Source organism: Sulfuricella sp. T08 (assembly GCF_000971475.1).
GTDB lineage: Bacteria > Pseudomonadota > Gammaproteobacteria > Burkholderiales > Sulfuricellaceae > Sulfuricella.
Genome location: NZ_DF967530.1, coordinates 16,717 through 42,847 on the forward strand (window position 1 = coordinate 16,717; position 26,131 = coordinate 42,847).

The 26,131-nt window shown below is 54.2% G+C and carries 36 protein-coding genes and 1 pseudogene; 2 read left to right on the forward strand and 35 right to left on the reverse strand.

What is annotated here, in order from left to right; all coding sequences use genetic code 11:
* Positions 1 to 59 precede the first annotated feature (59 nt).
* The 3 genes from SCT_RS06105 to ylqF all read right to left on the reverse strand — a co-directional run bounded on the left by SCT_RS06105 (position 60) and on the right by ylqF (position 5,269).
* Positions 60 to 3,662, reverse strand: coding sequence for a DUF1631 family protein (locus tag SCT_RS06105; protein WP_082098218.1), 3,603 nt, complete (start codon positions 3,660 to 3,662; stop codon positions 60 to 62).
* Positions 3,663 to 3,989: 327 nt separating this feature from the next.
* On the reverse strand, positions 3,990 to 4,343 hold the full coding sequence (gene arsC, locus SCT_RS06115) for an arsenate reductase (glutaredoxin) (protein ID WP_059420452.1): 354 nt from the start codon (positions 4,341 to 4,343) through the stop codon (positions 3,990 to 3,992).
* A complete protein-coding gene (ylqF, locus tag SCT_RS06120; protein ID WP_059420454.1) occupies positions 4,340 to 5,269 on the reverse strand; it encodes a ribosome biogenesis GTPase YlqF in 930 nt (309 codons plus the stop codon). Before ylqF ends, arsC begins: the two co-directional genes overlap by 4 nt.
* 177 nt (positions 5,270 to 5,446) lie before the next feature.
* Here ylqF and SCT_RS06125 point away from each other — a divergent pair, with 177 nt between their 5' ends.
* On the forward strand, positions 5,447 to 7,066 hold the full coding sequence (locus SCT_RS06125; protein ID WP_059420511.1) for an NAD(P)/FAD-dependent oxidoreductase: 1,620 nt from the start codon (positions 5,447 to 5,449) through the stop codon (positions 7,064 to 7,066).
* A 74-nt stretch (positions 7,067 to 7,140) separates the two neighbouring features.
* Here SCT_RS06125 and ssb read toward each other — a convergent pair whose 3' ends face one another.
* Together ssb and SCT_RS06135 are read right to left on the reverse strand one after the other, a co-directional pair.
* On the reverse strand, positions 7,141 to 7,593 hold the full coding sequence (gene ssb / locus SCT_RS06130; RefSeq protein WP_009206556.1) for a single-stranded DNA-binding protein: 453 nt from the start codon (positions 7,591 to 7,593) through the stop codon (positions 7,141 to 7,143).
* A gap of 1 nt (position 7,594) precedes the next feature.
* The gene (locus SCT_RS06135; RefSeq protein ID WP_088178638.1) at positions 7,595 to 8,956 is read right to left on the reverse strand and encodes an MFS transporter; all 1,362 of its coding nucleotides are present in this window, start codon (positions 8,954 to 8,956) and stop codon (positions 7,595 to 7,597) included.
* Between the two features lie 84 nt (positions 8,957 to 9,040).
* Between SCT_RS06135 and uvrA the strand changes: the two genes are divergently transcribed.
* Positions 9,041 to 11,857 (forward strand): excinuclease ABC subunit UvrA, encoded by a 2,817-nt coding sequence (gene uvrA / locus SCT_RS06140; RefSeq protein WP_059420459.1) that lies wholly within the window; start codon positions 9,041 to 9,043, stop codon positions 11,855 to 11,857.
* A 71-nt stretch (positions 11,858 to 11,928) separates the two neighbouring features.
* Here uvrA and rplQ read toward each other — a convergent pair whose 3' ends face one another.
* The 30 genes and pseudogenes from rplQ to SCT_RS16725 all read right to left on the reverse strand — a co-directional run.
* Entirely contained in the window at positions 11,929 to 12,312 is a 384-nt protein-coding gene (gene rplQ / locus SCT_RS06145) for a 50S ribosomal protein L17 (protein ID WP_059420461.1), read from the reverse strand.
* A gap of 94 nt (positions 12,313 to 12,406) precedes the next feature.
* On the reverse strand, positions 12,407 to 13,393 hold the full coding sequence (rpoA, locus tag SCT_RS06150; protein WP_009206560.1) for a DNA-directed RNA polymerase subunit alpha: 987 nt from the start codon (positions 13,391 to 13,393) through the stop codon (positions 12,407 to 12,409).
* Positions 13,394 to 13,425: 32 nt separating this feature from the next.
* Positions 13,426 to 14,052 (reverse strand): 30S ribosomal protein S4, encoded by a 627-nt coding sequence (gene rpsD / locus SCT_RS06155; RefSeq protein ID WP_059420465.1) that lies wholly within the window; start codon positions 14,050 to 14,052, stop codon positions 13,426 to 13,428.
* A gap of 35 nt (positions 14,053 to 14,087) precedes the next feature.
* On the reverse strand, positions 14,088 to 14,477 hold the full coding sequence (gene rpsK, locus SCT_RS06160) for a 30S ribosomal protein S11 (RefSeq protein ID WP_009206562.1): 390 nt from the start codon (positions 14,475 to 14,477) through the stop codon (positions 14,088 to 14,090).
* 25 nt (positions 14,478 to 14,502) lie between these two features.
* Complete coding sequence (gene rpsM / locus SCT_RS06165; RefSeq protein WP_009206563.1) at positions 14,503 to 14,865, reverse strand: 30S ribosomal protein S13; 363 nt, start codon at positions 14,863 to 14,865, stop codon at positions 14,503 to 14,505.
* 67 nt (positions 14,866 to 14,932) lie between these two features.
* Positions 14,933 to 15,046, reverse strand: a complete 114-nt coding sequence (gene rpmJ / locus SCT_RS16720; protein ID WP_082098219.1) for a 50S ribosomal protein L36 — start codon at positions 15,044 to 15,046, stop codon at positions 14,933 to 14,935.
* Between the two features lie 23 nt (positions 15,047 to 15,069).
* Positions 15,070 to 15,288, reverse strand: coding sequence for a translation initiation factor IF-1 (infA, locus tag SCT_RS06170; RefSeq protein ID WP_009206564.1), 219 nt, complete (start codon positions 15,286 to 15,288; stop codon positions 15,070 to 15,072).
* 22 nt (positions 15,289 to 15,310) lie between these two features.
* Positions 15,311 to 16,642 carry a preprotein translocase subunit SecY gene (secY, locus tag SCT_RS06175; protein ID WP_371257730.1) on the reverse strand — a complete coding sequence of 444 codons (1,332 nt, stop codon included), beginning with the start codon at positions 16,640 to 16,642 and terminating at the stop codon, positions 15,311 to 15,313.
* 8 nt (positions 16,643 to 16,650) lie between these two features.
* Positions 16,651 to 17,091, reverse strand: a complete 441-nt coding sequence (gene rplO, locus SCT_RS06180) for a 50S ribosomal protein L15 (RefSeq protein ID WP_059420467.1) — start codon at positions 17,089 to 17,091, stop codon at positions 16,651 to 16,653.
* Positions 17,092 to 17,286: a 50S ribosomal protein L30 gene (gene rpmD / locus SCT_RS06185; protein WP_059420469.1), complete on the reverse strand. Its 195-nt coding sequence runs from the start codon at positions 17,284 to 17,286 to the stop codon at positions 17,092 to 17,094. It lies immediately after the preceding gene.
* Positions 17,287 to 17,289: 3 nt separating this feature from the next.
* Entirely contained in the window at positions 17,290 to 17,805 is a 516-nt protein-coding gene (gene rpsE, locus SCT_RS06190; protein WP_059420514.1) for a 30S ribosomal protein S5, read from the reverse strand.
* A gap of 12 nt (positions 17,806 to 17,817) precedes the next feature.
* Positions 17,818 to 18,171: a 50S ribosomal protein L18 gene (rplR, locus tag SCT_RS06195; protein ID WP_059420475.1), complete on the reverse strand. Its 354-nt coding sequence runs from the start codon at positions 18,169 to 18,171 to the stop codon at positions 17,818 to 17,820.
* Positions 18,172 to 18,182: 11 nt separating this feature from the next.
* Complete coding sequence (gene rplF / locus SCT_RS06200; protein WP_059420480.1) at positions 18,183 to 18,716, reverse strand: 50S ribosomal protein L6; 534 nt, start codon at positions 18,714 to 18,716, stop codon at positions 18,183 to 18,185.
* An 11-nt stretch (positions 18,717 to 18,727) separates the two neighbouring features.
* Positions 18,728 to 19,123 (reverse strand): 30S ribosomal protein S8, encoded by a 396-nt coding sequence (gene rpsH / locus SCT_RS06205; protein ID WP_059420482.1) that lies wholly within the window; start codon positions 19,121 to 19,123, stop codon positions 18,728 to 18,730.
* A 13-nt stretch (positions 19,124 to 19,136) separates the two neighbouring features.
* Positions 19,137 to 19,442, reverse strand: a complete 306-nt coding sequence (gene rpsN, locus SCT_RS06210) for a 30S ribosomal protein S14 (RefSeq protein WP_059420484.1) — start codon at positions 19,440 to 19,442, stop codon at positions 19,137 to 19,139.
* A 7-nt stretch (positions 19,443 to 19,449) separates the two neighbouring features.
* Entirely contained in the window at positions 19,450 to 19,989 is a 540-nt protein-coding gene (gene rplE, locus SCT_RS06215; RefSeq protein ID WP_059420512.1) for a 50S ribosomal protein L5, read from the reverse strand.
* A 9-nt stretch (positions 19,990 to 19,998) separates the two neighbouring features.
* Entirely contained in the window at positions 19,999 to 20,316 is a 318-nt protein-coding gene (gene rplX / locus SCT_RS06220) for a 50S ribosomal protein L24 (RefSeq protein ID WP_059420486.1), read from the reverse strand.
* Between the two features lie 11 nt (positions 20,317 to 20,327).
* Complete coding sequence (gene rplN, locus SCT_RS06225; RefSeq protein ID WP_009206575.1) at positions 20,328 to 20,696, reverse strand: 50S ribosomal protein L14; 369 nt, start codon at positions 20,694 to 20,696, stop codon at positions 20,328 to 20,330.
* 154 nt (positions 20,697 to 20,850) lie between these two features.
* Positions 20,851 to 21,114, reverse strand: coding sequence for a 30S ribosomal protein S17 (rpsQ, locus tag SCT_RS06230; protein ID WP_059420488.1), 264 nt, complete (start codon positions 21,112 to 21,114; stop codon positions 20,851 to 20,853).
* Positions 21,111 to 21,305, reverse strand: a complete 195-nt coding sequence (gene rpmC, locus SCT_RS06235; protein ID WP_059420494.1) for a 50S ribosomal protein L29 — start codon at positions 21,303 to 21,305, stop codon at positions 21,111 to 21,113. The genes rpsQ and rpmC overlap by 4 nt, the downstream gene beginning before the upstream one ends.
* Positions 21,306 to 21,307: 2 nt before the next feature.
* A complete protein-coding gene (gene rplP / locus SCT_RS06240; RefSeq protein WP_009206578.1) occupies positions 21,308 to 21,724 on the reverse strand; it encodes a 50S ribosomal protein L16 in 417 nt (138 codons plus the stop codon).
* The gene (rpsC, locus tag SCT_RS06245) at positions 21,708 to 22,418 is read right to left on the reverse strand and encodes a 30S ribosomal protein S3 (RefSeq protein ID WP_059420497.1); all 711 of its coding nucleotides are present in this window, start codon (positions 22,416 to 22,418) and stop codon (positions 21,708 to 21,710) included. The genes rplP and rpsC overlap by 17 nt, the downstream gene beginning before the upstream one ends.
* Positions 22,419 to 22,429: 11 nt before the next feature.
* The gene (rplV, locus tag SCT_RS06250) at positions 22,430 to 22,759 is read right to left on the reverse strand and encodes a 50S ribosomal protein L22 (RefSeq protein ID WP_041673647.1); all 330 of its coding nucleotides are present in this window, start codon (positions 22,757 to 22,759) and stop codon (positions 22,430 to 22,432) included.
* Between the two features lie 11 nt (positions 22,760 to 22,770).
* Positions 22,771 to 23,046 carry a 30S ribosomal protein S19 gene (gene rpsS / locus SCT_RS06255; protein WP_009206581.1) on the reverse strand — a complete coding sequence of 92 codons (276 nt, stop codon included), beginning with the start codon at positions 23,044 to 23,046 and terminating at the stop codon, positions 22,771 to 22,773.
* Positions 23,047 to 23,051: 5 nt separating this feature from the next.
* The gene (rplB, locus tag SCT_RS06260; RefSeq protein ID WP_059420499.1) at positions 23,052 to 23,885 is read right to left on the reverse strand and encodes a 50S ribosomal protein L2; all 834 of its coding nucleotides are present in this window, start codon (positions 23,883 to 23,885) and stop codon (positions 23,052 to 23,054) included.
* A gap of 10 nt (positions 23,886 to 23,895) precedes the next feature.
* Positions 23,896 to 24,207, reverse strand: coding sequence for a 50S ribosomal protein L23 (gene rplW / locus SCT_RS06265; protein ID WP_059420501.1), 312 nt, complete (start codon positions 24,205 to 24,207; stop codon positions 23,896 to 23,898).
* Positions 24,204 to 24,824, reverse strand: a complete 621-nt coding sequence (rplD, locus tag SCT_RS06270) for a 50S ribosomal protein L4 (RefSeq protein WP_059420503.1) — start codon at positions 24,822 to 24,824, stop codon at positions 24,204 to 24,206. Before rplD ends, rplW begins: the two co-directional genes overlap by 4 nt.
* Entirely contained in the window at positions 24,824 to 25,468 is a 645-nt protein-coding gene (gene rplC, locus SCT_RS06275) for a 50S ribosomal protein L3 (RefSeq protein ID WP_059420507.1), read from the reverse strand. The genes rplD and rplC overlap by 1 nt, the downstream gene beginning before the upstream one ends.
* Positions 25,469 to 25,659: 191 nt before the next feature.
* Positions 25,660 to 25,968: a 30S ribosomal protein S10 gene (rpsJ, locus tag SCT_RS06280; protein ID WP_009206586.1), complete on the reverse strand. Its 309-nt coding sequence runs from the start codon at positions 25,966 to 25,968 to the stop codon at positions 25,660 to 25,662.
* Between the two features lie 50 nt (positions 25,969 to 26,018).
* A pseudogene (locus tag SCT_RS16725) lies at positions 26,019 to 26,131 on the reverse strand (elongation factor Tu); the annotation flags it as partial.

Sequence of the window (26,131 nt, forward strand, 5' to 3'; positions counted from 1 at the left end):
TTGCTAAGGTGCCGGAAGGCCGGGGGTGTCCGGAATTTTGTGTGAACGGGATGCCCAAATCAGGCTGCCAGCAAACTCAAGGCGAGTGGTTTTCCGATGACGTATCCTTGTGCATAATCTACGCCGATTTCGCGTAGCATATTAAGAATATTTTCATTTTCCACGTATTCGGCAATAATCCCTTTCCCCATGAAGTGCCCAATTTCAGTAATGGATTTCACTACCGCATAGTCATAGGGATTTGAGTCCATATCCTTGACGAATGCGCCGTCAATTTTCAAAAAATCTACCGGCAGATTCTTCAAGTAGGCATACGATGACAAACCACTGCCAAAATCATCCAATGCAAATGTACAGCCAGTTTTCTTAACCTCCAGAATAAACTCCGATGCATTGGAAAGATTCGCAATCCCTGCGGTTTCAGTCACTTCGAAACAGACCTTTTCCATTGGCACCATTAAAATCTTTGCTTGCTGAAGGACGAAATCAATAAATCCTTCTTCATTCAAGGATGCCCCGGATAAATTAATCGCCAATCCACCCATTTCATCCAGCTCACGACCATGGGTTCCCATCCAGCGGAATACATGTTGAATCACCCAGCGATCAACAGCGACCATTCGCCGGAAGCTCTCCGCAGCAAAGATAAAATCCACCGGGGACATAAGGTTTCCTTGCTCATCCGGCACGCCCAACAATATTTCAGCATGATGTAACAAAGGATTTTTTCTGGTTATTCGCGCAATCGGCTGATAGCGAAGCACCAGGGAATCATTATCCAATGCTTCATCAATTTTAGTCACCCACTCGACGGCTTGCTTGTGACGGGTCATTTCCTCATCATCCGGACTGTACACTTGGATGTAGTTGGTCCCTTTGCCGCGTGCACTGCGACAACTCGCTTCTGCCGCTTGCAAAAGCGTAGCCACACTGTCACTTTCCGGCTCTATTGAGACTAGCCCGGCACTAAAGGATATCGCAAGACTTTTTTCATCGCTTATAAAGCGGTAATTTTTAATAGCAGCCTTCTGTCGAGCAATGATTTCCAGCGCCTCTTCAACTGTGCCGTTTTCAAACAGCATGCCAAATTCATCACCCCCTATGCGGGCAACAATACCCTGATCACCCAACTCATCTTTCAGTAGCTTTGTCACCTCTACCAGCAATCTATCTCCACCCCCGTACCCAAAGGTGTTATTGACCACACTAAATTGATCCAGATCGATGTAACAGATTGCGTGACGTTGACTCAATTGATGTGCGCTTGCCAGCGCTTGCGCCAAGAACCTTTCAAATTCACGCCGGTTAATCAAGCCGGTTAGTTGATCATGTGTCGATTCATGCAAAAGCTGACGGTGCATCTTTTGTAGCATGGCTGTTTGAGCACGATCAATCAGTGGTTCCCCGCCATCATCCAGGACAACTGAAGTCCCATTCCGTAATTGCTGCGCAAGTTCTGCCTGGCTCAGGGTCAGCTCTTTCAACCCCTTCACATTCACAAAGACAAACCTTTCAGAATTTCTGGAAATCCACGCCAATCGTCGACGCTGAGGGGCAATGGCATCATCAAACAGAATCCAGTCGCCAACCTTGAGTCGACGAGCCTGTTTTTTCCACTCTGACAATCCATCATCTCCAGATGCTGACGCTCCCAGCGATTTTTCCTGTTTACCATCAGATGAATCTGCAGCCGCGTGGTTTGTCCCCTTGGTCTCACTGATCCGCTGCTCCTCTTCACAAACAGCATACACATCCTCCAGGTTTTCTTTGTAAGCCTTGTCCTGAAGTCGGATGAGCGACCTGAAGTCTTTCAGCATCTTCTCAAACAGTTGAGGCGTCACGTCTTCTGCGGATGCAACCTCAGCAATAAGATGATTGATCCTTTTTCTTACGGCGTTGTGGCCCATATCGCCGTTTTCCTCACCGTACAATTCCAGTTGCGCAAGGCTGTTGATCACTTGACGGGCAAGATGAGACTTATCAGAGAAAAGCGAATCATCCTGAAGCGCCACCTTAACCATTGGAATGGAGAATTGTTGCAGCCAAGGCCTAACATTATTCGCAACCAGCTTATCTTCCAGCACAGAATCAAACAGGTTTCCCGCAATATCCAGAATCCGTCCTTCTCGCTCTGGCAGTTGCTTGTTTTCACCATCCTCATTCCCATGTGCAAGCACAGACATCAGCTGTGATTTAACGTCCTGCTGGAAACCCCCGGCAAAAGGCTGCAGCTTTTCTGAAAAGTGAATGCGAGACAATGCTGAAAGCAGCTCATCCGGCGTGTAAAACTGATGAATCTGCGCCGTGTCTGCAACAGGGCCGCCTCCGAAAGGTTGCGGTTGCCCCATTCCAGTTGGTCGATACCCTCCCTGATGCGCTACGTTTTGCTGCAAATTTCCCAAATACTGCACCAGGCTATACCAGTCCTGTGGTGCTGGCGCACTCCGGGAAATATTATCGCTTTGGCGACGGCCAGCCGAGAAGCTGCCATCACCCGTCGTCTGACTGTCAGGAATAGGCTCAAGCTTCTCAGAAGGCGAAGGTTGTTGCGGGGAAGATTTCTCTGCCGGTTTCTGTGCTTCTGGGGTTGGTCGTGGGATGCTCTCACTAGAGGGTTTGATTTTATATTGGCGTCTTAAATCCAGCTTTACGCCATTCTCATTCAGGTATTTATTGATATCGTCGTACATCTCACCTAACGAGGCAGACAGCACTTCCTTGAATGTCGCATAGCTAACTTGAAGTGCTTTGTGATCCAGTGCAACAGTCTTCAACGTATCCTGGAAACCTTTGCCGAATGAGCCAGGTGCAAACGGATTGGTTTCCTTATCAACAGATTCATTTACCAGAATATTTAAGCGAAGATTAAGTTCATTCAATTGATCTTGAAACTCCGCCTCGAGTTTTCTTGCCATATCGGAATAAGCCAACCATTCCTCAAACTCATCCTCTTCGACAAGAGCAAGTGTAAATTCCGAAAACTCCCGCTCCGGTTGGCTTGAAGACTTGCTGGAGTGATCAACAAAAGGATCGAGTTGCCTTTTCATCTGTTCTGCAAATTCACGCTTGAACGTATTTTCCTGCTCATTGAAAATACCCAATGCCTCGTAATAAGCGTTTTTTTCAATAAAGCTCTGAACCTCTCCAGCCACTGTAACCAGACGATTGGTTACTTTCTCAAAAAAAGAATTGATTATTGGCTGAACACACTTTTCAGCCAACTGCTTACATGCAAGCAGCAAGGCGTGCCCATTTACCTTGGGTGCCTCGGCTGGCAATATACTCTTGGCTGGCTGGCTGGCTGGCTGAAGGGGCTGGGTTGGCCGGAACTGTTTTGCATAATCATGCAAGAGATGCAGTGCATCCAGGTCGGGTTCAACAAAAGCGATGCCCGCACCGGCTCCATCTGCACGGACCACACGCCCTTGAAACAATAGCGTCTTCTCGCCAGGTAGTGCAGGAACCGTACAACGAAGCTCTATGAAATTTCCATTAACAAGCTGAAATTTTTGAGCTTGCTTTGTATCAAAAGAAGGATCGTAGGACACAAACACCCCGCCGAGACTAAAGTCCCGAATTTCGACTGTGCAGTGCCCCATACCGGGTGCACTGCACACAGCGTCCAAGCTCACAACAAAACGGGTTAAGGAACGTTTTTCCATAATTTATTGCAGGAATTTTTATCCCTGGTATCTTTATTTATCTGATCAGGTTCAAACCTGTGCGGCACTAAGCGCAGTATAGCTTATTGGCATGCTGAATCCATAGGGTCAGACTCGATTGATCCATGCGGCATTGTCTGTGTGTACTACAAGTAGATGACTGAACATCCAGATATTGCAATCATGCAATGTTTGTTATTTGGGAGTATTTGAAAAGCGCGCAATTGATTGCAGGACTTCCTGACTGCTGGTGAACCCGTGACCGGCTTGAATTGGAAATTAAGCCAGACAACGGGGCGCCCGCCCGGCAAGCGAGTCCATTCCACGCTACAGCAGCTCCAGCACCTTCTCCGGCGGCCGCGCCACGATGGCTTTGTCGCCACATACCACGATGGGCCGCTCGATCAGGATCGGGTACTCCACCATGACATCCAGCCATTCCTCGTCAGTGAGTTTCCGTCCTGCATAATGCTCCTTGAAGACCGCTTCACCCTGGCGCACGAGTTCGGCCGGCTTCATGCCCAGCTTTTTCAACAAGACGCGAAGCTCCTCCCTGGTAGGCGGTGTCTGGAGGTATTCCACCACTTCGGCGGCAATACCGTTTTCGACAATCAATGCGCAGGCCGAGCGGCTCTTGGAGCAGCGGGGGTTGTGGTAGATGCGGAGGGTTGCGATGCTCATGGCTGGAGAGAAGATGGCGACAGGTCTGATTCCTGTTTTTTTTCCTGTTCTTCCTTTTTCACCGGGGCATGTGCCTTGATCATGGCGACGCGGGTTTCTGGCGTTTCCAGGCTGATGCGGCCCAACGCGCCGGTACGGTAGTCTTTCAGCAAAATGAGCGCGGCCTTTTCCAAATCCGGTTCGCCGCCCTTAAGGCGGAAGCCGCGCTTCTTGGCAACGGCTTCGATAACGCCGACGCCATCCAGCCCTTCCACCGCGCAGCCATAGCGGACAGCCAACAGGCCGGGGTAGCGCTCGAGCAGGATGTCGCCCAGGAAGGCGGCCACCTCCTCGTCGATAACGGCATTGCGGCCGATCGCGTGGCTGGCGGCCAGCATGTAGCCGTCGCTATCGTACTCGATGCGCGGCCACATCAGGCCCGGCGTGTCAGTGAGCGACATGCGCGAGTTCAGTTCCAGGCGCTGCTGGTTTTTGGTCACGGCCGGTTCGTCGCCCACTGCCGCCACCCGGCGATTCAACAGCGCATTCATCAGGGTGGATTTGCCGACGTTGGGGATGCCCATGATCATCATGCGCAGTGGCTTGAGGTTGGTGCCGCGATGGGGTGCGAGCGCCTCGCACAGGCCGGGCACCTTGGCGACGTCGCCCGGCTTCTTGCAGGACAGCGCCACGGCCTTGACGTCCTTTTGCCGGTTGTAATAGTTGAGCCAGGCCTGAGTGACTGCGGGGTCGGCCAGATCGGCCTTGTTGAGGATTTTCAGGCAGGGGCGCTGGCGGTGCACGCGCAGCTCCTTGATCATCGGGTTGCAGCTTGCCTCGGGCAGACGAGCGTCCAGCACCTCGATGACGAGATCGATTTTCTCCATGGTTTCGGCCGCCTTTTTGCGGGCGGAGACCATGTGACCGGGGAACCACTTAATAGACATACGTAATCAACTATTTATCAAAAGCTTATTTTACCCTTCGCCGACGACTACGTCATGTTTGCCGTGGCGACGCTTCCTGGCCGGCATTTTTCAGAGCCCTCGTAGGAAAAATCAGGGTCGGGTAGAATGCAAACCATCAGCACCTTCCCCAGCAGAGATTTTTCCGGAATACCCAGCATGTTGCGATTGACCGAAGTTAAGCTCCCCCTCGACCACCCCGAAGGTGCCATCAAGGCCGCCATACTCAAGCGGCTGGGCATTCCGGCCGAGGAACTGGTCAGCTATTCGATAGCCCGCCGCGGCCAAGACGCCCGCAAGCCGGAAGCGATTTTGTTTGTCTACACGCTGGATATCGAGGTAAAGAACGAGCCGGGGATACTCAAGCGCCAGAAAAAAGACCGGCATCTCTCCCTCACCCCAGATACCAGCTACCACTTCGTTGCGCAGGCGCCGGCCAATCTGTCTTCGCGTCCGGTGGTGATCGGCACGGGTCCGGCGGGGTTGTTTGCCGGGCTGGTACTGGCGCAGATGGGGTTCCGCCCGATCATTCTGGAGCGCGGGAAGGCGGTGCGCGAGCGCACCAAGGACACATTCAGCCTGTGGCGTGAAGGCAAGCTCAACCCGGAATCCAATGTGCAGTTCGGCGAGGGCGGCGCGGGCACCTTTTCCGACGGCAAGCTCCACAGCCAGATCAAGGACCCGATGCACCACGGTAAGAAAGTGCTGACGGAATTCATCAAGGCCGGCGCACCGCCGGAAATCCTCTATGTGAGCAAGCCGCACATCGGCACCTTCAGGCTGGTGTCGATGGTGGAAAAAATGCGGGCCACCATCGAAGCGCTAGGCGGGGAAATCCGTTTCCAGAGCCGGGTAGACGATCTTGAAATAGAAAACGGCCAGGTTCGTGGCGTGGCGCTCGCCAACGGCGAACGCATCAAGACCGATCATGTCGTACTGGCGGTCGGCCACAGCGCGCGCGACACTTTCCAGATGCTCTACGACCGGGGCGTTTATATCGAGGCCAAGCCCTTTTCCATCGGCTTTCGCATCGAGCATCCGCAGTCACTGATCGACACCTGCCGTTTCGGCAAGAACGCCGGCAACCCCTTGCTGGGCGCCGCCGATTACAAGCTGGTCCATCATTGCAGCAACGGCCGTTCGGTCTACAGTTTCTGCATGTGTCCGGGCGGCCAGGTGGTGGCGGCCGCATCGGAGCCGGGCCGGGTCGTGACCAACGGCATGAGCCAATATTCGCGCAGCGAACGCAACGCCAACAGCGGCATCGTAGTCGACATTACTCCAGCCGATTACCCGGGCGACCCTCTGGCGGGCATAGCCTTCCAGCGTCACTGGGAGGAGCGGGCGTTCGAGCTGGGAGGCCGCAATTACCAGGCGCCGGGGCAGCTGGTGGGCGACTTTCTGGCGGGCAAGCCTTCCACGGAGTTCGGCTCGGTGCTGCCGTCCTATACGCCCGGCGTGCATTTGTGCGATCTCAGCACCGCCCTGCCGGATTACGTCATAGCGGCGATACGCGAGGCCATCCCCGCTTTCGAGAAGCAGATCAAGGGGTTTTCCATGCACGATGCTGTATTGACCGGCGTGGAGACACGCACTTCATCCCCTGTCCGCATCAAGCGGAACGAGGACTACCAGAGCCTGAATACGCGCGGACTCTTTCCAGCAGGCGAGGGCGCAGGCTACGCCGGGGGCATTCTTTCAGCGGCGGTGGATGGCATCAAAGTGGCCGAGGCCGTGGCCTTGAGCATGGTCCGCGAGACTGCACATAGCAGCGAGTGATAATCTCAGCAGTTTCGTCACGTAAAAAAGGCCAGCATCTGCTGGCCTTTTTTACATCTTGGGTCAAAGATTTTTTAAAACGGAATATCATCCTCGAAATTATCAAAGTCGCCACCGCTTTTTGCTGCCGATTTCGCGCTGCTAGCGCTGGCAGCAGGCTTTTCCACCACTTCGAAGCTGTTGCCGCCGCCACCGCTGCGGCCACCGAGCATTTGCATCTTGTCGGCGACGATTTCGGTAGTGTACTGGTCTTGCCCTTCCTTGTTCGTCCACTTGCGGGTCTGAATACGACCTTCGACATAAACCTGGCTGCCTTTCTTCAGGTATTCCCCGGCGATTTCCGCCAGCTTGCCGAACATCGATATCCGGTGCCATTCGGTCTTTTCCTGCTTTTCGCCGTTCTTGTCTTTCCACGAGTCGGTTGTTGCAAGGCTGAAGTTGCAGATTGCATCCCCCGATGGCATGTAGCGCATTTCAGGGTCTTTCCCCAGGTTACCAATAATAATTGCCTTGTTCACTGATGCCATTTTACACTCCCCCCTCAATTAATTTAGTAACGCCCTCTTCATCCCAACCCGCCATTTCCACCTTGAGGTAGGCTGCACCTTCCTCCGGATCGACTATCGCTTCCATCACCCCGTCCAGACCGATCAACCGGCGAGACAACTCGCGAGCGGCTTCGGCGGACATCGGCTCGACATGGAACATCCGGGTGCGAACTGCGGGCGGCGTTTTCATGCTGGCGGCCAACATCAACCAAAGCGCGCTGATTGCGCCGCCAAACGCAAACACCGACCACTGGCCGGCATAATGGGAAAGCAATCCGCCCGCCACGCCACCGGCAAACAAGCCGAGCGACTGTGACGTATTATACACGCCCATGGCCGTCCCCTTGGAACGTGCCGGAGCAAGCCTGGAAATCAACGAGGGCAAGCTCGCTTCGAGAATATTGAAGGCGATGAAAAACAGCAGCAGCATCGCCACGATGCCCCAGAAGCTCTGAATCAGCACCGTCATCAACAGTTGCGACAACAGCAGCAGGGCCACGGCGAAAACAAAAATCGGCTTGTGCTTGGCTTTCTTCTCGCTGTAAATGATCGCCGGCACCATGAAAGCGAATGCGCCCAGCATCACCGGCAGGTAGATTTTCCAGTGCTGGGCTTCCGGCATGCCGCCGGTTTCCCTGAGGGCAAACGGAATCACCACGAACATCGCCATTTGAGCGGCGTGCAGGGCAAAGATGCCAAAATCAAGGCGCAACAACTGGCCATCATGCAGCACATCACGCAGGCGCGCAGGAGCGACACCGGCATCGGAATGGAAATGACTGTCCCTGGGGTCGGGAATGACCGCGTAAACCACGCCCATCGCCGCCAGCGCCAGTACGCCGGTAAGCTCGAATATGCCGGGCACGCCTATCGCCTGATACAGCAACGGCCCAAGCGCCATCGATGCGGCAAACGCCAGACCGATCGTGGCGCCGATCATCGACATGGCTTTGGTGCGATGCTCTTCCCGCGTCAGGTCGGCGAGCAGCGCAGTGATGGCGGCGGAAATTGCGCCCGCGCCCTGGATGGAACGCCCCACGATCACCATGTAAATATCAGCGGCGGAAGCGGCGACAAAGCTGCCGATAACGAACAGCAGCAGGCCGAAATAGATTACCCGCTTTCGCCCCCAGCGATCGGATGCCATGCCAAAAGGCAATTGCAGCATGGCCTGGGTCAGGCCGTAGGCGCCAAGCGCCAGGCCAATCAGGGTCTGGCTGTTGCCGCCGGGCAGCCCATGGGCATAAATGGCGAACACCGGCAGGATCAGGAACATGCCCAGCATCCGCAGACCGAATATCCCGGCCAGCCCCACGCTAGCGCGGAGTTCAGTTGGGTTCATCTTGTCGGGAACGTGCATATAAAGTTGAGGTCGAACGTTGAAGTTGCGTATAGTAGCAGGTTGCCTTTTGCTCTGCACAAACTCATGGACCTGATCAAAATCCGCGGTGCCCGCACCCATAACCTGAAAAACATCAGTCTCGACATTCCGCGCGACAAACTGGTAGTCATCACCGGCCTGTCCGGTTCAGGAAAATCCTCGCTGGCTTTCGACACGCTTTACGCCGAAGGACAGCGTCGCTACGTCGAGTCACTTTCAGCCTACGCGCGCCAGTTTCTGCAGCGTATGGAAAAGCCCGATGTGGATCTGATCGAAGGCTTGTCGCCGGCGATTTCGATCGAGCAAAAGGCCACCAGCCACAACCCGCGCTCAACTGTCGGCACCGTCACTGAAATCCATGACTACCTGCGCCTGCTCTATGCCCGCGTCGGCGATCCCTACTGCCCCGAGCACCATACCCTGCTTTCCGCCCAGAGCATTTCCCAGATGGTGGACACGGTCATGGCACTGCCCGAAGACACCAAACTGATGATCCTCTCGCCCACCGTCGTGGGCCGCAAGGGGGAGCAGGTCGACCTGTTCGACGAGTTGCGCGCACAGGGTTTCGTGCGCCTCAGGATCGACGGCATGGTGCATGAAATCGATGCGCTGCCCAAGCTGGACAAGAACAGGAAGCACACCGTCGACATCGTGGTGGACCGCCTCAAGGTTCGCGCCGATGCCAAGCAGCGTCTGGCGGAATCGTTCGAGACGGCACTGCGCCACTCGGACGGAAAGGCGCTGGCGGTGGAGATGGACTCGGGCAAGGAGCACCTGTTCTCCGCCAAATTCTCCTGCCCGGTTTGCAGCTACTCCCTGCCGGAGCTTGAGCCGAGACTGTTTTCCTTCAACAATCCGATGGGCGCCTGCCCCAAGTGCGACGGCCTGGGCCAGATCAGTTTCTTCGACCCCAAGCGCATCGCTGCCTTTCCACATCTGAGCCTGGCCTCGGGTGCAGTCAAGGGCTGGGACAAGCGCAACCAGTTCTTCTTCCAGATGCTACAAAGCCTGGCAATGCACTACGGTTTCGACCTCGATACACCCTTCGAGGAACTTCCGGAAACCATCCAGCACATCCTTCTCTATGGCAGCGGCAAAGAGCCGGTCAGTTTCAAGTACCTGGGGGAGAAAGGCGGCATGCAGCCGCGCACCCATCCGTTCGAGGGCATCATCACCAATTTCGAGCGGCGCTATCGCGAAACCGAATCGGCAACGGTGCGCGAGGAACTGGCAAAATACATCAATTTCTGCACCTGCCCCGATTGTCAGGGCACCCGGCTGCGCGCCGAAGCGCGCCACGTACTGGTAGGTGGAAAGGCGCTATTTGAAGTCGGCCGCCTGCCGCTGAAACAGACTTACGACTTTTTCGCTACGCTGGAGTTCGACGGCCAGAAGCAGGCCATCGCCGAGCGCATCATCAAGGAAATCGCGGCGCGAATACGTTTTCTCAACAATGTCGGTCTGGATTACCTGTCGCTAGACCGTTCGGCCAATACCTTGTCCGGCGGCGAGGCGCAGCGCATCCGTCTGGCGAGCCAGATCGGCTCAGGGCTGACCGGCGTGATGTACGTGCTGGATGAACCTTCGATCGGCCTGCACCAGCGCGACAACGACCGCCTGCTCACGACCCTCAAGCACCTACGCGACATGGGCAACACCGTGATCGTGGTGGAGCATGATACCGATGCCATTTTGACCGCAGACCACGTGGTAGACATCGGCCCCGGAGCAGGCGTACACGGCGGCGAAGTCGTGGCGGAAGGCACCCCGGACGAGATCAAGGCCAACCCCGCCTCGCTCACCGGACAGTACCTTAGCGGCAAGCGCTGCATCGAGGTCCCGAAAAACCGGCATAAGCCCGATCCCAAGCGCATGCTCCACCTGACAGGCGCCACTGGCAACAATCTGAAAAGTACCAGCCTTGGTCTCCCGGTGGGGCTGTTCGTGTGTGTCACCGGCGTGTCCGGCTCGGGCAAATCCACCCTGGTCAACGACACCCTGTACCGCGCCGTTGCACGCCACCTTTACGGATCGGCCACAGAGCCAGCGCCTTATGAGGATCTGCAAGGCCTGGAGTTCTACGACAAGGTAATCGACGTTGACCAAAGCCCGATCGGGCGCACCCCGCGCTCCAATCCAGCCACCTACACCGGACTGTTCACGCCGATCCGCGAGTTGTTCGCCGGCGTACCCCAGGCACGCGAGCGCGGCTACGGACCAGGACGTTTCTCTTTCAACGTCAAGGGCGGGCGCTGCGAGGCATGTGAAGGCGATGGCGTGATCAAGGTGGAAATGCACTTTCTGCCCGACATCTACGTACCCTGCGACGTCTGCCACGGCAAGCGCTACAACCGCGAGACCCTGGAAATCCAGTACAAGGGAAAGAACATCCACGAAATCCTGGCGATGACGGTGGAGCAGGCGCATGAATTTTTCAGCCCAGTGCCGGTAGTGGCCAGAAAGCTCTCCACGCTGCTCGATGTCGGACTAGGCTATATCACCTTGGGACAAAGCGCGACCACCCTGTCAGGCGGCGAGGCGCAACGGGTGAAGCTATCTCTGGAGCTAAGCAAGCGCGACACGGGTCGTACCCTGTATATCCTGGACGAACCCACCACCGGCCTGCATTACCACGATATCGAACTGCTTCTGAAGGTGCTGCATCGGCTGCGCGACAGCGGCAACACCGTTGTGGTGATCGAACATAATTTGGACGTAATCAAGACGGCCGACTGGGTTGTCGATCTCGGTCCGGAAGGCGGCGTGGGCGGCGGGCAGATCATTGCCGCGGGCACCCCGGAGCAGGTCGCTGATACTCCGGAAAGCTTCACTGGACGCTACCTGGCTGGACTGCTCGCATAGTAAGATAGTGAGCGGGTGAATAAAAAAAGCCAGGTAAAAACCTGGCTTTTTATTTGATGCAGATAACCCTGTTAGGCGCCAGTGCTCTCTGCTTCAGCAGGACGATCCATCAGTTCAACGATCGCCATCGGGGCATTGTCGCCCTGACGGAAACCACACTTCAGGATGCGCAGGTAGCCGCCGTTGCGGTTCTGGTAGCGCGGGCCAAGCGTATCAAACAGCTTGCCGACCATTTCGCGGTCACGCAACCGGTCGAAAGCCATGCGGCGGTTAGCCAGCGATGGCTTCTTGCCTAGCGTGATCATCGGCTCGGCGACACGGCGCAGTTCCTTCGCCTTGGGCAGCGTGGTGGTAATGGCTTCATGACGCAACAGCGAGTTGGTCATGTTGCGCAACATCGCCAGACGGTGGCTGCTGGTGCGATTGAGTTTTCTAAGTCCTAAACGGTGACGCATGATCTATCCTTTCCCTTGCATACAATCTTTCATGCGCATTAGCGCATAGAAAGTTGGAGTACCCTTGTGGTGTTTCGTATTCCACGAACTGACTTTATGCACGCTCACCCAGCCCGACAGGCGGCCAGTTTTCAAGCTTCATGCCCAAAGTCAGGCCCTTGGAGGCGAGTACATCCTTGATTTCGTTCAGCGACTTGCGTCCCAGATTAGGGGTCTTCAGCAACTCGTTCTCGGTGCGCTGAATCAGATCACCGATGTAATAAATGTTTTCCGCCTTCAGACAATTGGCAGAACGCACGGTGAGTTCCAGATCGTCGACCGGACGCAGCAGAATCGGGTCAACCTGCGGTGCGCGGGGTGCCTCGATCTCGGCCGGCGTGCCTTTAAGCTCGGCAAACACGGACAGCTGATCAACCAGAATACGCGCGGCATAACGAATCGCTTCTTCAGGATCGACCACGCCATTGGTTTCAATGTCGACAACCAGCTTGTCCAGGTCGGTACGCTGCTCAACGCGAGCGCTTTCGACTGCATAACTGACACGACGAACCGGGCTGAATGAAGCATCCAGCAATATCGTGCCGATGCTGCGCTCCTCTTCGGCGACACGTCGTGCAGTGACGGGCTGATAGCCACGGCCCTGCTCGATTTTGATTTCCATGTCAAGCTTGCCACCCTTGGTAATGTGAGCAATCACATGATCAGGGTTGACGATCTCTGCATCGTGACCAGTTTCGATGTCAGCCGCAGTCACCACGCCTTCACCCTTTTTCGACAGAACCAGGGTAGCTTCAGAGCGGTTGTGCAGCTTCAGTGCAATGCCTTTAAGGTTGAGCAGGATGTCGACCACGTCTTCCTGCACGCCGTCGATGGTCGAATATTCATGCACAACACCCTCGATCTTGACCTGGGTGATGGCATAGCCAGGCATCGAAGACAGCAAAATACGACGCAGGGCGTTACCCAGCGTATGGCCGTAGCCACGCTCAAACGGCTCCATGGAAATACGGGCGCGAACGGGCGACGCCGCTTCAACATCTACAACACGTGGCTTCAGAAGTTCGGTAGCACTGCTTTGCATGCTGGATCCTCTATTTAAAAGTGGTTCAGTGATTACTTCGAGTACAACTCAACCACGAGATGCTCGTTGATGGTTGAGGGCAACTCGGTACGCTGTGGCTTGGCTTTATACACGCCCTTCAGCGCCTTCACATCCACTTCGATCCATTCCGGGAAGCCGCGCTGCTCGGCGGCTTCAACCGCTGCCTTGATACGCAGTTGAGCCTTCGACTTCTCGGCAACTTCAACAACGTCGCCAGCCTTGACCTGATAAGACGGAATATTCACGCGGCGGCCGTTTACCAAAATGCCGTTGTGGCGAACAATCTGACGCGACTCTCGACGGGAAACGCCGAAGCCCATGCGATGAACGACGTTGTCCAGACGGCATTCAAGGATCTGCAGCAGGCTCTCGCCGGTCACACCCTTGCTACGGTCAGCAATAGTATAGTAACCACGGAACTGACGCTCCAGCACACCATAAATACGACGTACTTTCTGCTTCTCGCGCAACTGCACGCCGTAGTCCGACAAGCGCACCTGTTTCTGACCATGCTGGCCTGGCGCGTAGCTGCGGCGTTCAATGCCACACTTATCAGTAAAGCACTTCTCGCCTTTCAGAAACAGCTTTTCGCCTTCACGGCGGCACTGGCGGCATTTGGGATCAAGATTGACAGCCAAGGTTTATCTCCTGCTAAATATTAACGGCGCTGCGGTTAGATGCGGCGCTTCTTGGACGGACGACAACCGTTATGGGGAACGGGGGTTACGTCGGCAATAGATGTAATCTTGAAGCCGACACCATTCAGTGCGCGCACAGCTGATTCGCGCCCTGGTCCAGGTCCTTTGATTCTGACTTCAAGGTTCTTCACCCCGTATTCCTGAGCTGCTTTACCTGCTGCCTCAGCCGCAACCTGCGCAGCAAACGGCGTGCTCTTGCGCGACCCGCGGAAACCGGCACCACCCGATGTTGCCCAGCTCAAGGCATTGCCCTGACGATCGGTAATGGTGATGATGGTGTTGTTGAAGGACGCATGAACGTGGGCAATGCCTTCAGCCACATTCTTTTTAACTTTTTTGCGTACCCGGACGTTTGTCTTAGCCATAATTTATTCCTCGTGTGGCAACCAATTATTTGGTTGCACGAACAGCTTTGCGTGGACCTTTGCGAGTACGAGCATTGGTACGAGTGCGCTGACCGCGAACCGGCAAACCGCGACGATGACGCACACCACGATAGCAACCAAGATCCATCAATCTCTTGATGTTCATGGAAACCTCACGGCGCAAGTCACCTTCAACCGTAACCTTACCCACCTCGTCGCGCAGCTTTTCCATCTCGCTGTCGCTAAGATCCTTGATCTTGGTCGAGGTAATGATGCCTGCCGTCGCACAAATTTTCTGCGCGCGGGTACGGCCAATGCCGTAAATCGCAGTTAATGCAATAACGGTGTGTTGATGGTTCGGGATATTTACCCCAGCGATGCGGGCCATGCACTTACTCCCAGCAAAAGACTGATTTAGAAAAAGTCGGAAATTTTAACATTTCCGCGCGCCACAATCAACCTTGACGTTGTTTATGGCGAGGATCTGAACAAATGACGCGCAGCACGCCATGGCGTTTAACCATTTTGCAGTGGCGGCACAGCCGTTTAATTGAGGCTCGGACTCTCATCGTTTTCTCCTGATAAAGCTTTGTTACTTGGCACGGAAAGTAATCCGTGCCCGGGATAAATCATAAGGTGTGAGTTCTACAGTCACCTTATCGCCAGGCAAAATGCGAATATAGTGCATACGCATTTTTCCAGAGATATGGCCAAGTACAACGTGGCCGTTTTCCAATTTAACTCGGAAGGTTGCATTGGGAAGGGTTTCAAGAATCTCCCCCTGCATTTCAATCGTTTCTTCCTTCGACATTTCTATCCTGTTATCAACATGCTCAGCGGCCGACCATCCCGCCCTTGAAGCTCGCTTTTTTCAGCAAACTCTCGTATTGATGCGACATCAAATAAGACTGAACCTGAGCCATAAAATCCATTGTCACCACCACGATAATCAACAGCGAGGTGCCACCGAAGTAAAACGGTACATTCCACTTCACAATCAAAAACTCGGGCAGCAAACATACCGCCGTAATGTACACCGCGCCTGAAAGAGTCAGCCTAGACATGATCTTGTCAATATACCGTGCCGTCTGATCACCTGGACGGATACCCGGCACAAATGCGCCGCTCTTTTTCAGGTTATCCGCCGTCTCTTTCGGGTTGAACACCAATGCCGTATAAAAGAAGCAAAAAAACACAATCGCAAGCGCATACAACATCACATACAACGGCTGCCCAGGGGAGAGCGATGAACCGATATCCTTCAGCCATCCCATCCCTTCGCTGCTACCAAACCAACCCGCCAGTGTTGCCGGAAACAGGATGATGCTGGAGGCGAAAATCGGCGGGATCACACCCGACATATTCAACTTCAAAGGCAGATGCGAGCTCTGGCCGCCATAAATTTTGTTTCCAACTTGGCGCTTGGCGTAATTCACCAAAATCTTACGCTGACCCCGTTCAACGAAAACCACGAAGGCCGTTACTCCAATCGCGCCGACAAAAAGCAGCAGCACCAGCGGAATAGAGAATGCTCCAGTTCGAGTCAACTCTAGCGTACCACCAATCGCGTGAGGCAAACCCGCAGCAATACCCGCGAAAATAATCAGAGAAATGCCGTTGCCGATGCCACGCTCGGTGATCTGCTCACCCAACCACATCAGGAACATTGTCCCTGATACCAGTGTTGCCACGGCCGTGAGACGGAAAAGCAAGCCAGGGTCAATCACTAGCCCGGGCTGGGATTCAAGTGCAATGGAAATTCCCAAACCCTGAAACAACGCCAGAAACACAGTACCATAACGGGTATATTGTGTTATTTTCTTGCGCCCGCTTTCGCCTTCCTTCTTCAACTGCTCAAGCTGAGGCGACACTACCGTCATCAACTGCATGATAATTGAAGCCGAAATATACGGCATGATACCTAGTGCGAACACAGTAAAACGAGACAACGCGCCACCCGAGAACATGTTAAACATGCCGAGTATACCGCCCGATTGTGACTTGAAGAGTGACTCAAGCGCGACCGGATCTATGCCGGGCACAGGAATGTGAGCACCGATACGATAAACGACCAGAGCAGCGAGAACGAACAGCAACCGCTTCTTCAGATCGCCGAACTTGCCTGCCCCAGCTGCGTTGCGCAGCGAATTACCTGCAATAGCCAAGGTCTGTCCTATTCCGTGATCTTGCCGCCAGCAGCTTCAATCGCTGCACGTGCACCCTTGGTGACGAGCAGACCCTGAAGCGTTACAGCACGGGTAACTTCACCGGACAGAAACACTTTAACGCTCAGAGCAGAACCCGAAATGACATTGGCTTGCTTCAGCACCAACAAATCAATCGTGTCTACTGGCAGATTGTTGATTTCCGACAATCGCACTTCGGCTGTTTCGCCGCGGACCTTGGCCAGGGAAACGAAACCACGCTTAGGCAGACGACGCTGCAAAGGCATTTGACCGCCTTCAAAACCCACCTTGTGAAAGCCACCAGAACGCGATTTCTGTCCCTTATGACCACGACCGCAGGTTTTCCCGCTGCCAGAGCCAATACCGCGTCCAACTCGCTTCGCTGCCTTCTTGCTGCCATCGGCAGGCTTGATAGTATTAAGTTGCATTTAGCCCTCGCACTTCACCAGATAGTAAACGGTGTTGATCATGCCACGAACCGATGGCGTATCTTCAACTTCAACCGTATGACCAATGCGCTTCAAACCCAAGCCGCGCACACAAGCACGGTGAGACTCAATGGTGCCGATTACACTCTTGACCTGAGTAACCTTTACCGTGGTAGATTTTTTTGCCTTTACCATCACTTACCCCATGATCTCTTCGACAGTCTTGCCGCGCTTGGCCGCAATCTCGGACGGCGTATTCATTTGCTTCAAGCCGTTGAGGGTGGCGCGCACAATATTGTACGGGTTGGTTGAGCCGATGCACTTGGCGAGAACGTTATGCACGCCCATCACCTCGAAAATCGCACGCATTGGGCCACCGGCAATAATACCGGTACCTTCGGAAGCCGGCTGCATATAAACTTTGGCAGCGCCATGACGACCGATTACGGCGTGGTGCAAAGTACCCTTCTTCAAGTTAACTTTGACCATGTTGCGGCGCGCATCTTCCATTGCTTTTGTTACAGCGACCGGAACTTCGCGTGATTTACCCTTGCCCATGCCGACACTGCCATTACCATCGCCAACCACGGTCAATGCCGCGAAGGCCATGATCCGGCCACCCTTGACCACTTTGGTCACACGATTGACGCCAATCATTTTTTCCTGCAGGCCGTCACCGCGATCTTCTTGCTGGTTTTTCTCAAATTTAGCCATCATCAACCCCGCTTAGAATTTCAGACCGTTTTCGCGCGCAGCTTCAGCCAGCGCTTTAACACGGCCATGGTAGTGGAAGCCTGAGCGGTCAAACGCTACGGCTTCTACGCCAGCAACTTTTGCTTTTTCAGCGATTCGCTTGCCAACCAGAGCCGCCGCATCCTTGTTGCCACCTTTCGGCAGATCCTTGCGCACTTCTGGCTCGATGGTAGATGCACTAGCCAAAACCTTGCCGCCGCTCGCATCAATAATCTGGGCATAAATATGGCAATTGGTTCTATGCACCAACAAACGCACCACCTTCAGTTCTGCGATTTTGGCACGGGTTTTGCGTGACCGACGCAGACGTGACTGTTTCTTATCCATGACTATTGCCCCTATTTCTTCTTGGTCTCTTTCAGGATCACCACTTCATCGGAGTAACGCACACCCTTGCCCTTGTAAGGCTCCGGACTGCGGTACGCACGAATTTCGGCGGCAACCTGACCAACGCGCTGTTTGTCAGCGCCCTTCAAAACGATTTCAGTCTGGGTCGGTGTAGTAACCACGACGCCTTCAGGCATCTTGTGGTCGACCGGATGGGAGAACCCCAACGAAAGACCCAGCACATCACCCTTGGCAGTCGCGCGATAGCCCACGCCAACCAGGTTCAGCTTGCGCTCGAAACCTTTCGACACGCCAAGAACCATATTGGCAAGCAGCGCACGCATAGTACCGGACATTGCATTGGACTGCATCGACTCGCTAGCGGCCTTGCACTGCAACTGGTCGCCATTTTTTACCACCGACACATCGCCGTTCTGGCGCTGCTTCAGTGTGCCGAGAGGCCCCTTGACTGTGATTTCATCGGCGCTTAGTGTCACTTCCACGCCGGCCGGCACGATCACCGGATTTTTAGCTATTCTGGACATCGCTTACCTCACTATGCCACTACGCACAGCACTTCGCCGCCGATACCGGCTGCACGTGCGCTGCGGTCAGTCATAACACCCTTGGAGGTGGAAACAATCGCCACACCCAAGCCGTTCATGACTTTAGGAATTTCACCATTGCCTTTATATATACGCAGCCCAGGACGGCTTACACGATCGATTTTTTCGATCACAGGACGGCCTGCGTAGTATTTCAGGCGCACTTCCAGCGAAGGCTTGCCGGATTCGTCGCGAACCGCGAAATCATCAACATAACCCTCTTCCTTCAGCACCTTGGCAATTGCTACCTTGAGCTTGGAGGAAGGCATACTGACGCTTACTTTTGTGGCGCTTTGACCATTGCGGATACGCGTCAGCATATCGGCGATCGGATCACTCATACTCATACTATATCTCCCGCTACCAACTGGCTTTAACTACGCCGGGAATTTCACCGCGCATTGCATACTCACGCACCTTGGTACGCGCCATGCCAAACTTTCTGAACACACCGCGTGGACGTCCAGTCAGAGCGCAACGGTTACGCAAGCGCACCGGACTGGAGTCGCGTGGCAACTGCTGAAATTTGAGGCGGGCCGCATAGCGATCTTCGTCACTGAGCTTTACATTGTTCATCGCCGCAGTCAGTTCCGCACGTTTCGCGGCAAATTTCTTTACTGTCTCGCGGCGCTTCAAATCACGATTAATCAAGGATAACTTAGCCATGCCAACCTCAGTTCTTGAAGGGGAATTTAAACGCGGCGAGAAGCGCACGCGCCTCTTCGTCGGTCTTGGCGGTCGTCGTGATCGAGATATTCATGCCACGCAACGCGTCAATTTTGTCGTAATCAATTTCCGGGAAAATAATCTGCTCTTTGATACCCATGTTGTAATTGCCACGGCCATCAAATGCCTTGCCGGAAATGCCGCGGAAGTCACGAATACGCGGAATCGCAATAGATACCAGCCGATCCAGGAACTCATACATATGGGTGCGACGCAAGGTCACCATGCAGCCAACCGGGTAATTGTCACGAATCTTGAAGCCCGCAATCGACTTGCGGGACATCGTCACCACAGGCTTCTGGCCAGCGATTTTCTTCATATCGCCGACGGCGTGCTCCATCACCTTCTTGTCCGCAACTGCTTCGCCCACACCCATATTGAGAGTGATCTTTTCGATTTGCGGGACTTCCATCACCGATTTGTAGCCAAACTGATCCATCATCTGCTTGACCACGGTATCTTTGTAGTACTGCTGTAAACGAGCCATATTCATTCCTTACGCGTCCAGCACTTCGCCGTTGGATTTGAAATAGCGGACTTTACGTCCATCCTCCAGCACCTTGATGCCCACCCGGTCAGCTTTTTGCGTAGCGGGGTTAAACAGCGCGATATTGGAGATATCAAGTGGCATCTCCTTCTCGACGATGCCACCGGCCACGCCCTTAACCGGGTTCGGCTTCATGTGCTTCTTAACCTTGTTGACACCCTCAACGAGAAGGTGACCATCGTCCAGCATGCGCAGGACCAGGCCACGCCTGCCCTTGTCTTTGCCGGTGATCACAACGACATCGTCGCCTTTGCGAATTTTGCGCATCTCGATTCTCCTTACAGAACTTCTGGAGCCAGCGACACGATCTTCATGAAGCGCTCGGTACGAAGTTCGCGAGTCACCGGTCCAAAGATACGGGTGCCGATGGGTTCCAATTTGTTATTCAGCAGAACGGCAGCATTGCCGTCGAATTTAATGAGGGATCCATCAGGACGGCGCACACCCTTGGCAGTGCGTACTACAACAGCGTTGTAGACATCGCCTTTCTTGACGCGACCGCGTGGAGCGGCATCCTTGATGCTGACCTTGATGACATCGCCGATGGCGGCGTAACGACGCTTGGAGCCGCCCAGAACCTTGATGCACATAACGCGGCGTGCACCAGTATTATCTGCGACATCCAGCACAGATTGCATTTGTATCATTTTATTTCTCCAACTTAATCCGTCCGGGAGCTGCCCATCACTATAAATAGCGCAGCGAACTTCGACGGTCAGTTTTGGCTTCAGTCCGATTATTCGGACCGCTCGCCCAAAAAGAGCGAGATATTAGCGCCTCCCGGAGGGAAACGCAAGCACTTTATACCAAACGGCTCTTTTCAATCAGTGCGGTCACACGAAATGCCTTGGTTTTAGCGATTGGGCGGCATTCCTCGATAGTCACCAGATCACCCTCATGGTACTCATTTTTCTCATCGTGGGCATGGTACTTCTTGGAACGGCTAATCACTTTGCCGTACAAAGGGTGCTTAACCTTGCGCTCAACCTGCACGGTCACAGTCTTGTCCATCTTGTCGCTGACTACGCGTCCGGTCAGTGTGCGTGAAACTTTATCTTCGCTCATGCTTGCCTCGCCTTTTCACCGATCAGCGTGCGTACGCGCGCAATATCCTTGCGTACCTTTCCCAACTGATCTACTTTGGTACTCTGCTGTGTGGAAATCTGCATACGCAAGCCAAACTGGGCGCGCAGCAATTCCACCATCTCCTTGTTCAACTCTTCAGCTGACTTGGCTCTTAATTCGCTGGCTTTCATGATTAACCACCTAACTGTCTGGTTACGAAAGTGGTCTGGATCGGCAACTTGGCAGCAGCCAGGCGAAACGCCTCGCGCGCCAGTGTTTCTTCCACACCATCCATTTCATAGAGCACTTTGCCTGGCTGAATCTCGGCAACATAGTACTCCGGGTTGCCCTTACCGTTACCCATCCGCACTTCAGCAGGTTTCTGGGAAATCGGCTTGTCTGGGAATATCCTGATCCAGATACGACCACCACGTTTGATATGACGTGTCATGGCACGACGAGCCGCTTCGATCTGGCGTGCCGTCAGGCGGCCGCGGCCAATTGCCTTCAGGCCGAACTCGCCGAAGCTGACCTTGTTACCGCGAGTCGCAATGCCGGTATTGCGGCCTTTATGCTCCTTGCGGAATTTCCTTCTAGCTGGCTGTAGCATGTTTTGCTCCCGACTTTCTTGGTTTGCGTTCCGGTTCGACCGCTGCAACTACGGGTGTCTCACCCTTGCCCGGTGTCTCGCCTTTGTAGACCCAGACTTTTATCCCGATAATACCGTATGTCGTTTTCGCTTCGGCTGTGCCGTAGTCGATATCGGCGCGCAGAGTGTGCAGCGGCACACGGCCTTCGCGATACCATTCGGTACGCGCGATCTCGGCACCATTAAGGCGGCCGGCACTTTGAATTTTGATTCCTTGAGCACCCAAACGCATGGCATTCTGCATCGCACGCTTCATTGCACGACGAAACATGATGCGTTTCTCAAGCTGCTGCGCAATATTTTCAGCGATCAATTGTGAGTCGATCTCAGGCTTGCGAATTTCCTCAATATTGAGATGCACCGGCACACCCATCAGCTTCTGCAGCTGGGATTTCAATGCTTCAATATCTTCGCCCTTCTTGCCAATCACAACCCCCGGACGGGCACTGAAGATCGAGATTCTGGCGTTACGAGCCGGCCGTTCAATCACGATTTTGCCCACCGAGGCATGCGCCAGCTTCTTCTTCAGGAAGTCGCGCACCTTGATGTCATCAGCCAGCATGCCTGCAAAATTCTTGCTGTTTGCGTACCACTTAGACGTCCAGTTTTTGAGCACGCCAAGCCGAAAACCGATTGGATTAATCTTCTGTCCCATGTTCTTTCCTCTTAGTTTCCGACAGTGACTGTGATATGACAGGTAGGCTTGAGAATTCTCGCGCCTCGACCTTTCGCACGTGCACGGAAACGCTTCATCGTCGAACCCTCGTCAACCAGAATGGTCGCGACCTTGAGTTCATCAATGTCAGCACCCTCATTATGCTCGGCGTTAGCAATAGCAGACTCCAGCACTTTCTTGATAATCACTGCGCCCTTCTTCGGACTGAAGGTCAGGATGTTCAATGCGCGGTCAACGGGCAGTCCGCGAATCTGATCGGCAACCAGTCGGCCTTTTTGCGCCGACAGCCTGGTACCGCGTAATACAGCACTAACTCTCATCATAGCCTCTCTTATCTCTTGGCTTTCTTATCCGCCGCATGCCCTTTGAAGGTGCGTGTCAGCGAGAATTCGCCCAGCTTGTGGCCGACCATGTTCTCCGAAATGTACACGGGGAGGTGAATCTTGCCGTTGTGTACAGCGATCGTCAAACCAACAAAATCCGGCATCACCGTGGAGCGGCGTGACCATGTCTTGATCGGGCGCTTGTCATGGGTTGCGCGTGCAGCATCCACCTTGGTGATCAGGTGCGCATCAACAAATGGACCTTTTTTAATAGAACGTGCCATATCTGTTACCTCTTATTCGACGGACGGCGATTCACAATCATGCCGGTTGTACGCTTGTTGCTCCGCGTACGGTAGCCCTTGGTCGGCGTGCCCCATGGGCTGACCGGGTGACGACCTGCAGCAGTCTTGCCTTCGCCGCCACCGTGCGGGTGGTCAACAGGGTTCATGGCAACACCGCGAACTGTCGGGCGAACACCGCGCCAGCGCATAGCGCCAGCCTTGCCGATGGAACGCAGGTTGTGTTCGGAATTACCGACCTCACCAATGGTCGCTTTGCAATCCACATGCACCTTACGCACCTCACCGGAGCGCAAACGCACCTGGGCATAAGCACCTTCACGGGCCATCAACTGCACAGCGGCGCCGGCAGAGCGGGCCATCTGAGCACCCTTGCCGGGTTGCATTTCGATGCAGTGAATGATGGTGCCCACCGGAATGTTACGCAGGGGCAGCGTGTTGCCAGGCTTGATCGGAGAATCGGAACCGCTCACCACTTGCGTACCGACGCTCACGCCTTTAGCAGCAATAATATAGCGACGCTCACCGTCGGCGTAGCACAGCAGAGCCAGATGGGCGCTGCGATTTGGATCATACTCCAGACGCTCGACTTTAGCCGGAACACCATCCTTGTCGCGTTTAAAATCAACCACACGGTAGTGCTGCTTGTGACCGCCGCCCTGATGTCGAACGGTAATCCGGCCATGGTGGTTTCGACCTGCATTGCGCGACTGGCTTTCCAGCAGCGGTGCGTGAGGCTTGCCCTTGTGCAGTTCCGGCGTGACGATTTTTACTACAGCGCGTCGGCCCGGAGATGTCGGTTTAACTTTAATAATTGCCATCGTTGCTCTCCTACTCGCCCGCTGCGAAATTGATTTCTTGGCCAGGCTTCAGGGCGACATATGCCTTTTTCCAGTCCTTGCGACGGCCTGAAATTTTACCGAACCGCTTAACCTTGCCCTTGACGTTCATGACCTGGACACTATCCACTTCCACCTTGAACAGCAACTCCACTGCAGCCTTGATTTCAGGCTTGGTGGCATTGGTCACCACACGGAAAGCTACTTGCTCATGCTTGTCCGCAATCATGGTGCTCTTCTCGGAGATCTGGGGTGCCAGAATGACCTGCAACAGACGTTCCTGATTAAATGTGGGCGCGTTCATGCGTACATCTCCTCAAATTTCTTCACCGCACTGCGGGTCATCAGCACATTCGGATAGTGCACCATGCTCACCGGATCAGCACGATGTGCTTCCAGCACTAGCACATGCGGCAAATTCCGGGCCGACAGGTAGAGATTCTCATCCATCTCGTCGGTAATGATCAGGACCTTGTCCATCCCCATGCTCTTGATCTTTTGTGCCAATGCCTTGGTCTTCGGAGTATCGACGGAGAAGCTCTCCACCACCGAGAGACGACCCAGGCGCGCCAGCTCGGAAAGGATCGAGCTGATACCGGCGCGGAACATTTTCTTGTTGACCTTCTGGCTGAAGTTCTCATCCGGCCTATTCGGAAATATCTGACCGCCGCCACGCCACAAAGGACTGGAGGCCATACCTGCACGGGCACGACCGGTACCCTTTTGACGCCACGGCTTTTTGGTGCTGTGGGCGACTTCACTACGGTCTTTCTGGGCGCGGTTACCGCTACGGGCGTTAGCCATGTAGGCGGTTACAACCTGGTGAACCAGCGCTTCATTGAATTCGCGGCCGAACAAATCATCCGAAGCAGTTACGCTGGCGGTCGATTGTCCTTGATCATTGATTAGCTTCAATTCCATTATGCACCTGCCTTTACGCTCGGGCGCACAATCAGATCGCCGCCCTTGGAACCGGGAACAGCACCCTTGATCAGAAGCAGTTGGCGCTCGGTATCGATACGGACGATTTCAAGGTTTTGCGTAGTACGCTTCACAGCGCCGTAGTGGCCTGCCATCCTCTTGCCGGGGAACACACGACCGGGATCCTGATTCTGGCCAATCGAGCCTGCACTATTATGGGAACGTGAGTTACCGTGAGTGGCGCGGTTTGAGCTGAAGTGGTGACGCTTGATCGCGCCAGTAAAACCTTTACCTTGTGTGGTACCGGTTACATCAACCATTTGACCGACCTGGAACAGGTCAATACTAACAGCGCCGCCCAAATTCATTTTGGCAGCATCTTCGCCAGATACCGGGAACTCTCTGAGAACACGGCCAGCATCAACACCAGCCTTGGCAAAATGTCCAGCCAGTGGCTGAGTAACACGGCTCTTGCGGCGCGTACCAAAAGCCACTTGAACAGCAGTATAGCCGTCCGTTGCGGGGGTTTTAATCTGGGTCACACGATTGTTGGACACGTCCACAACGGTCACCGGCACGGAAGTTCCGTCCTCAGTAAACACGCGGGTCATGCCAATCTTGCGACCGACAAGTCCTAAGCTCATCACAATTATCCTTCTTACAAGGCCGGTTACGATTGACCGGCGGTTTTAACAGCTAGCGATCCCTCATGCGCTCTAGCGCATTGAAAGTCGGTTTACCATTTGGTGCAAAAGGCACGCTTGAAAAAACGGTGGAGTATACACAGTTTTCCCCAACGTATCAATTCTGCCTGCTCTACTACTAATTAAACAAATTACAGCTTGATTTCCACATCCACGCCAGCCGGCAAATCCAGCTTCATCAATGCATCTACAGTCTTATCAGTAGGATCGATGATGTCCATCAGTCGCAGGTGAGTACGAATCTCCAACTGGTCACGCGAGGTCTTGTTGACGTGTGGTGAACGCAGAATATCGAAACGCTCAATACGGGTAGGCAAAGGAACCGGCCCCTTAACGACAGCACCAGTGCGTTTTGCAGTTTCCACGATCTCCAGCGCGGACTGATCGATCAAACGATAATCAAACGCCTTGAGGCGGATACGAATTTTTTGACTTTGCATTATTTATCCAAAAGAGCGATGCAGCAGACCAAGGTCCGCCACGTGTTTAATTACTCAATAACCTTAGCTACAACACCAGCACCCACGGTACGACCACCTTCGCGAATCGCGAAGCGCAGACCTTCTTCCATCGCGATCGGCTGAATCAGCGCGACCGTGATCG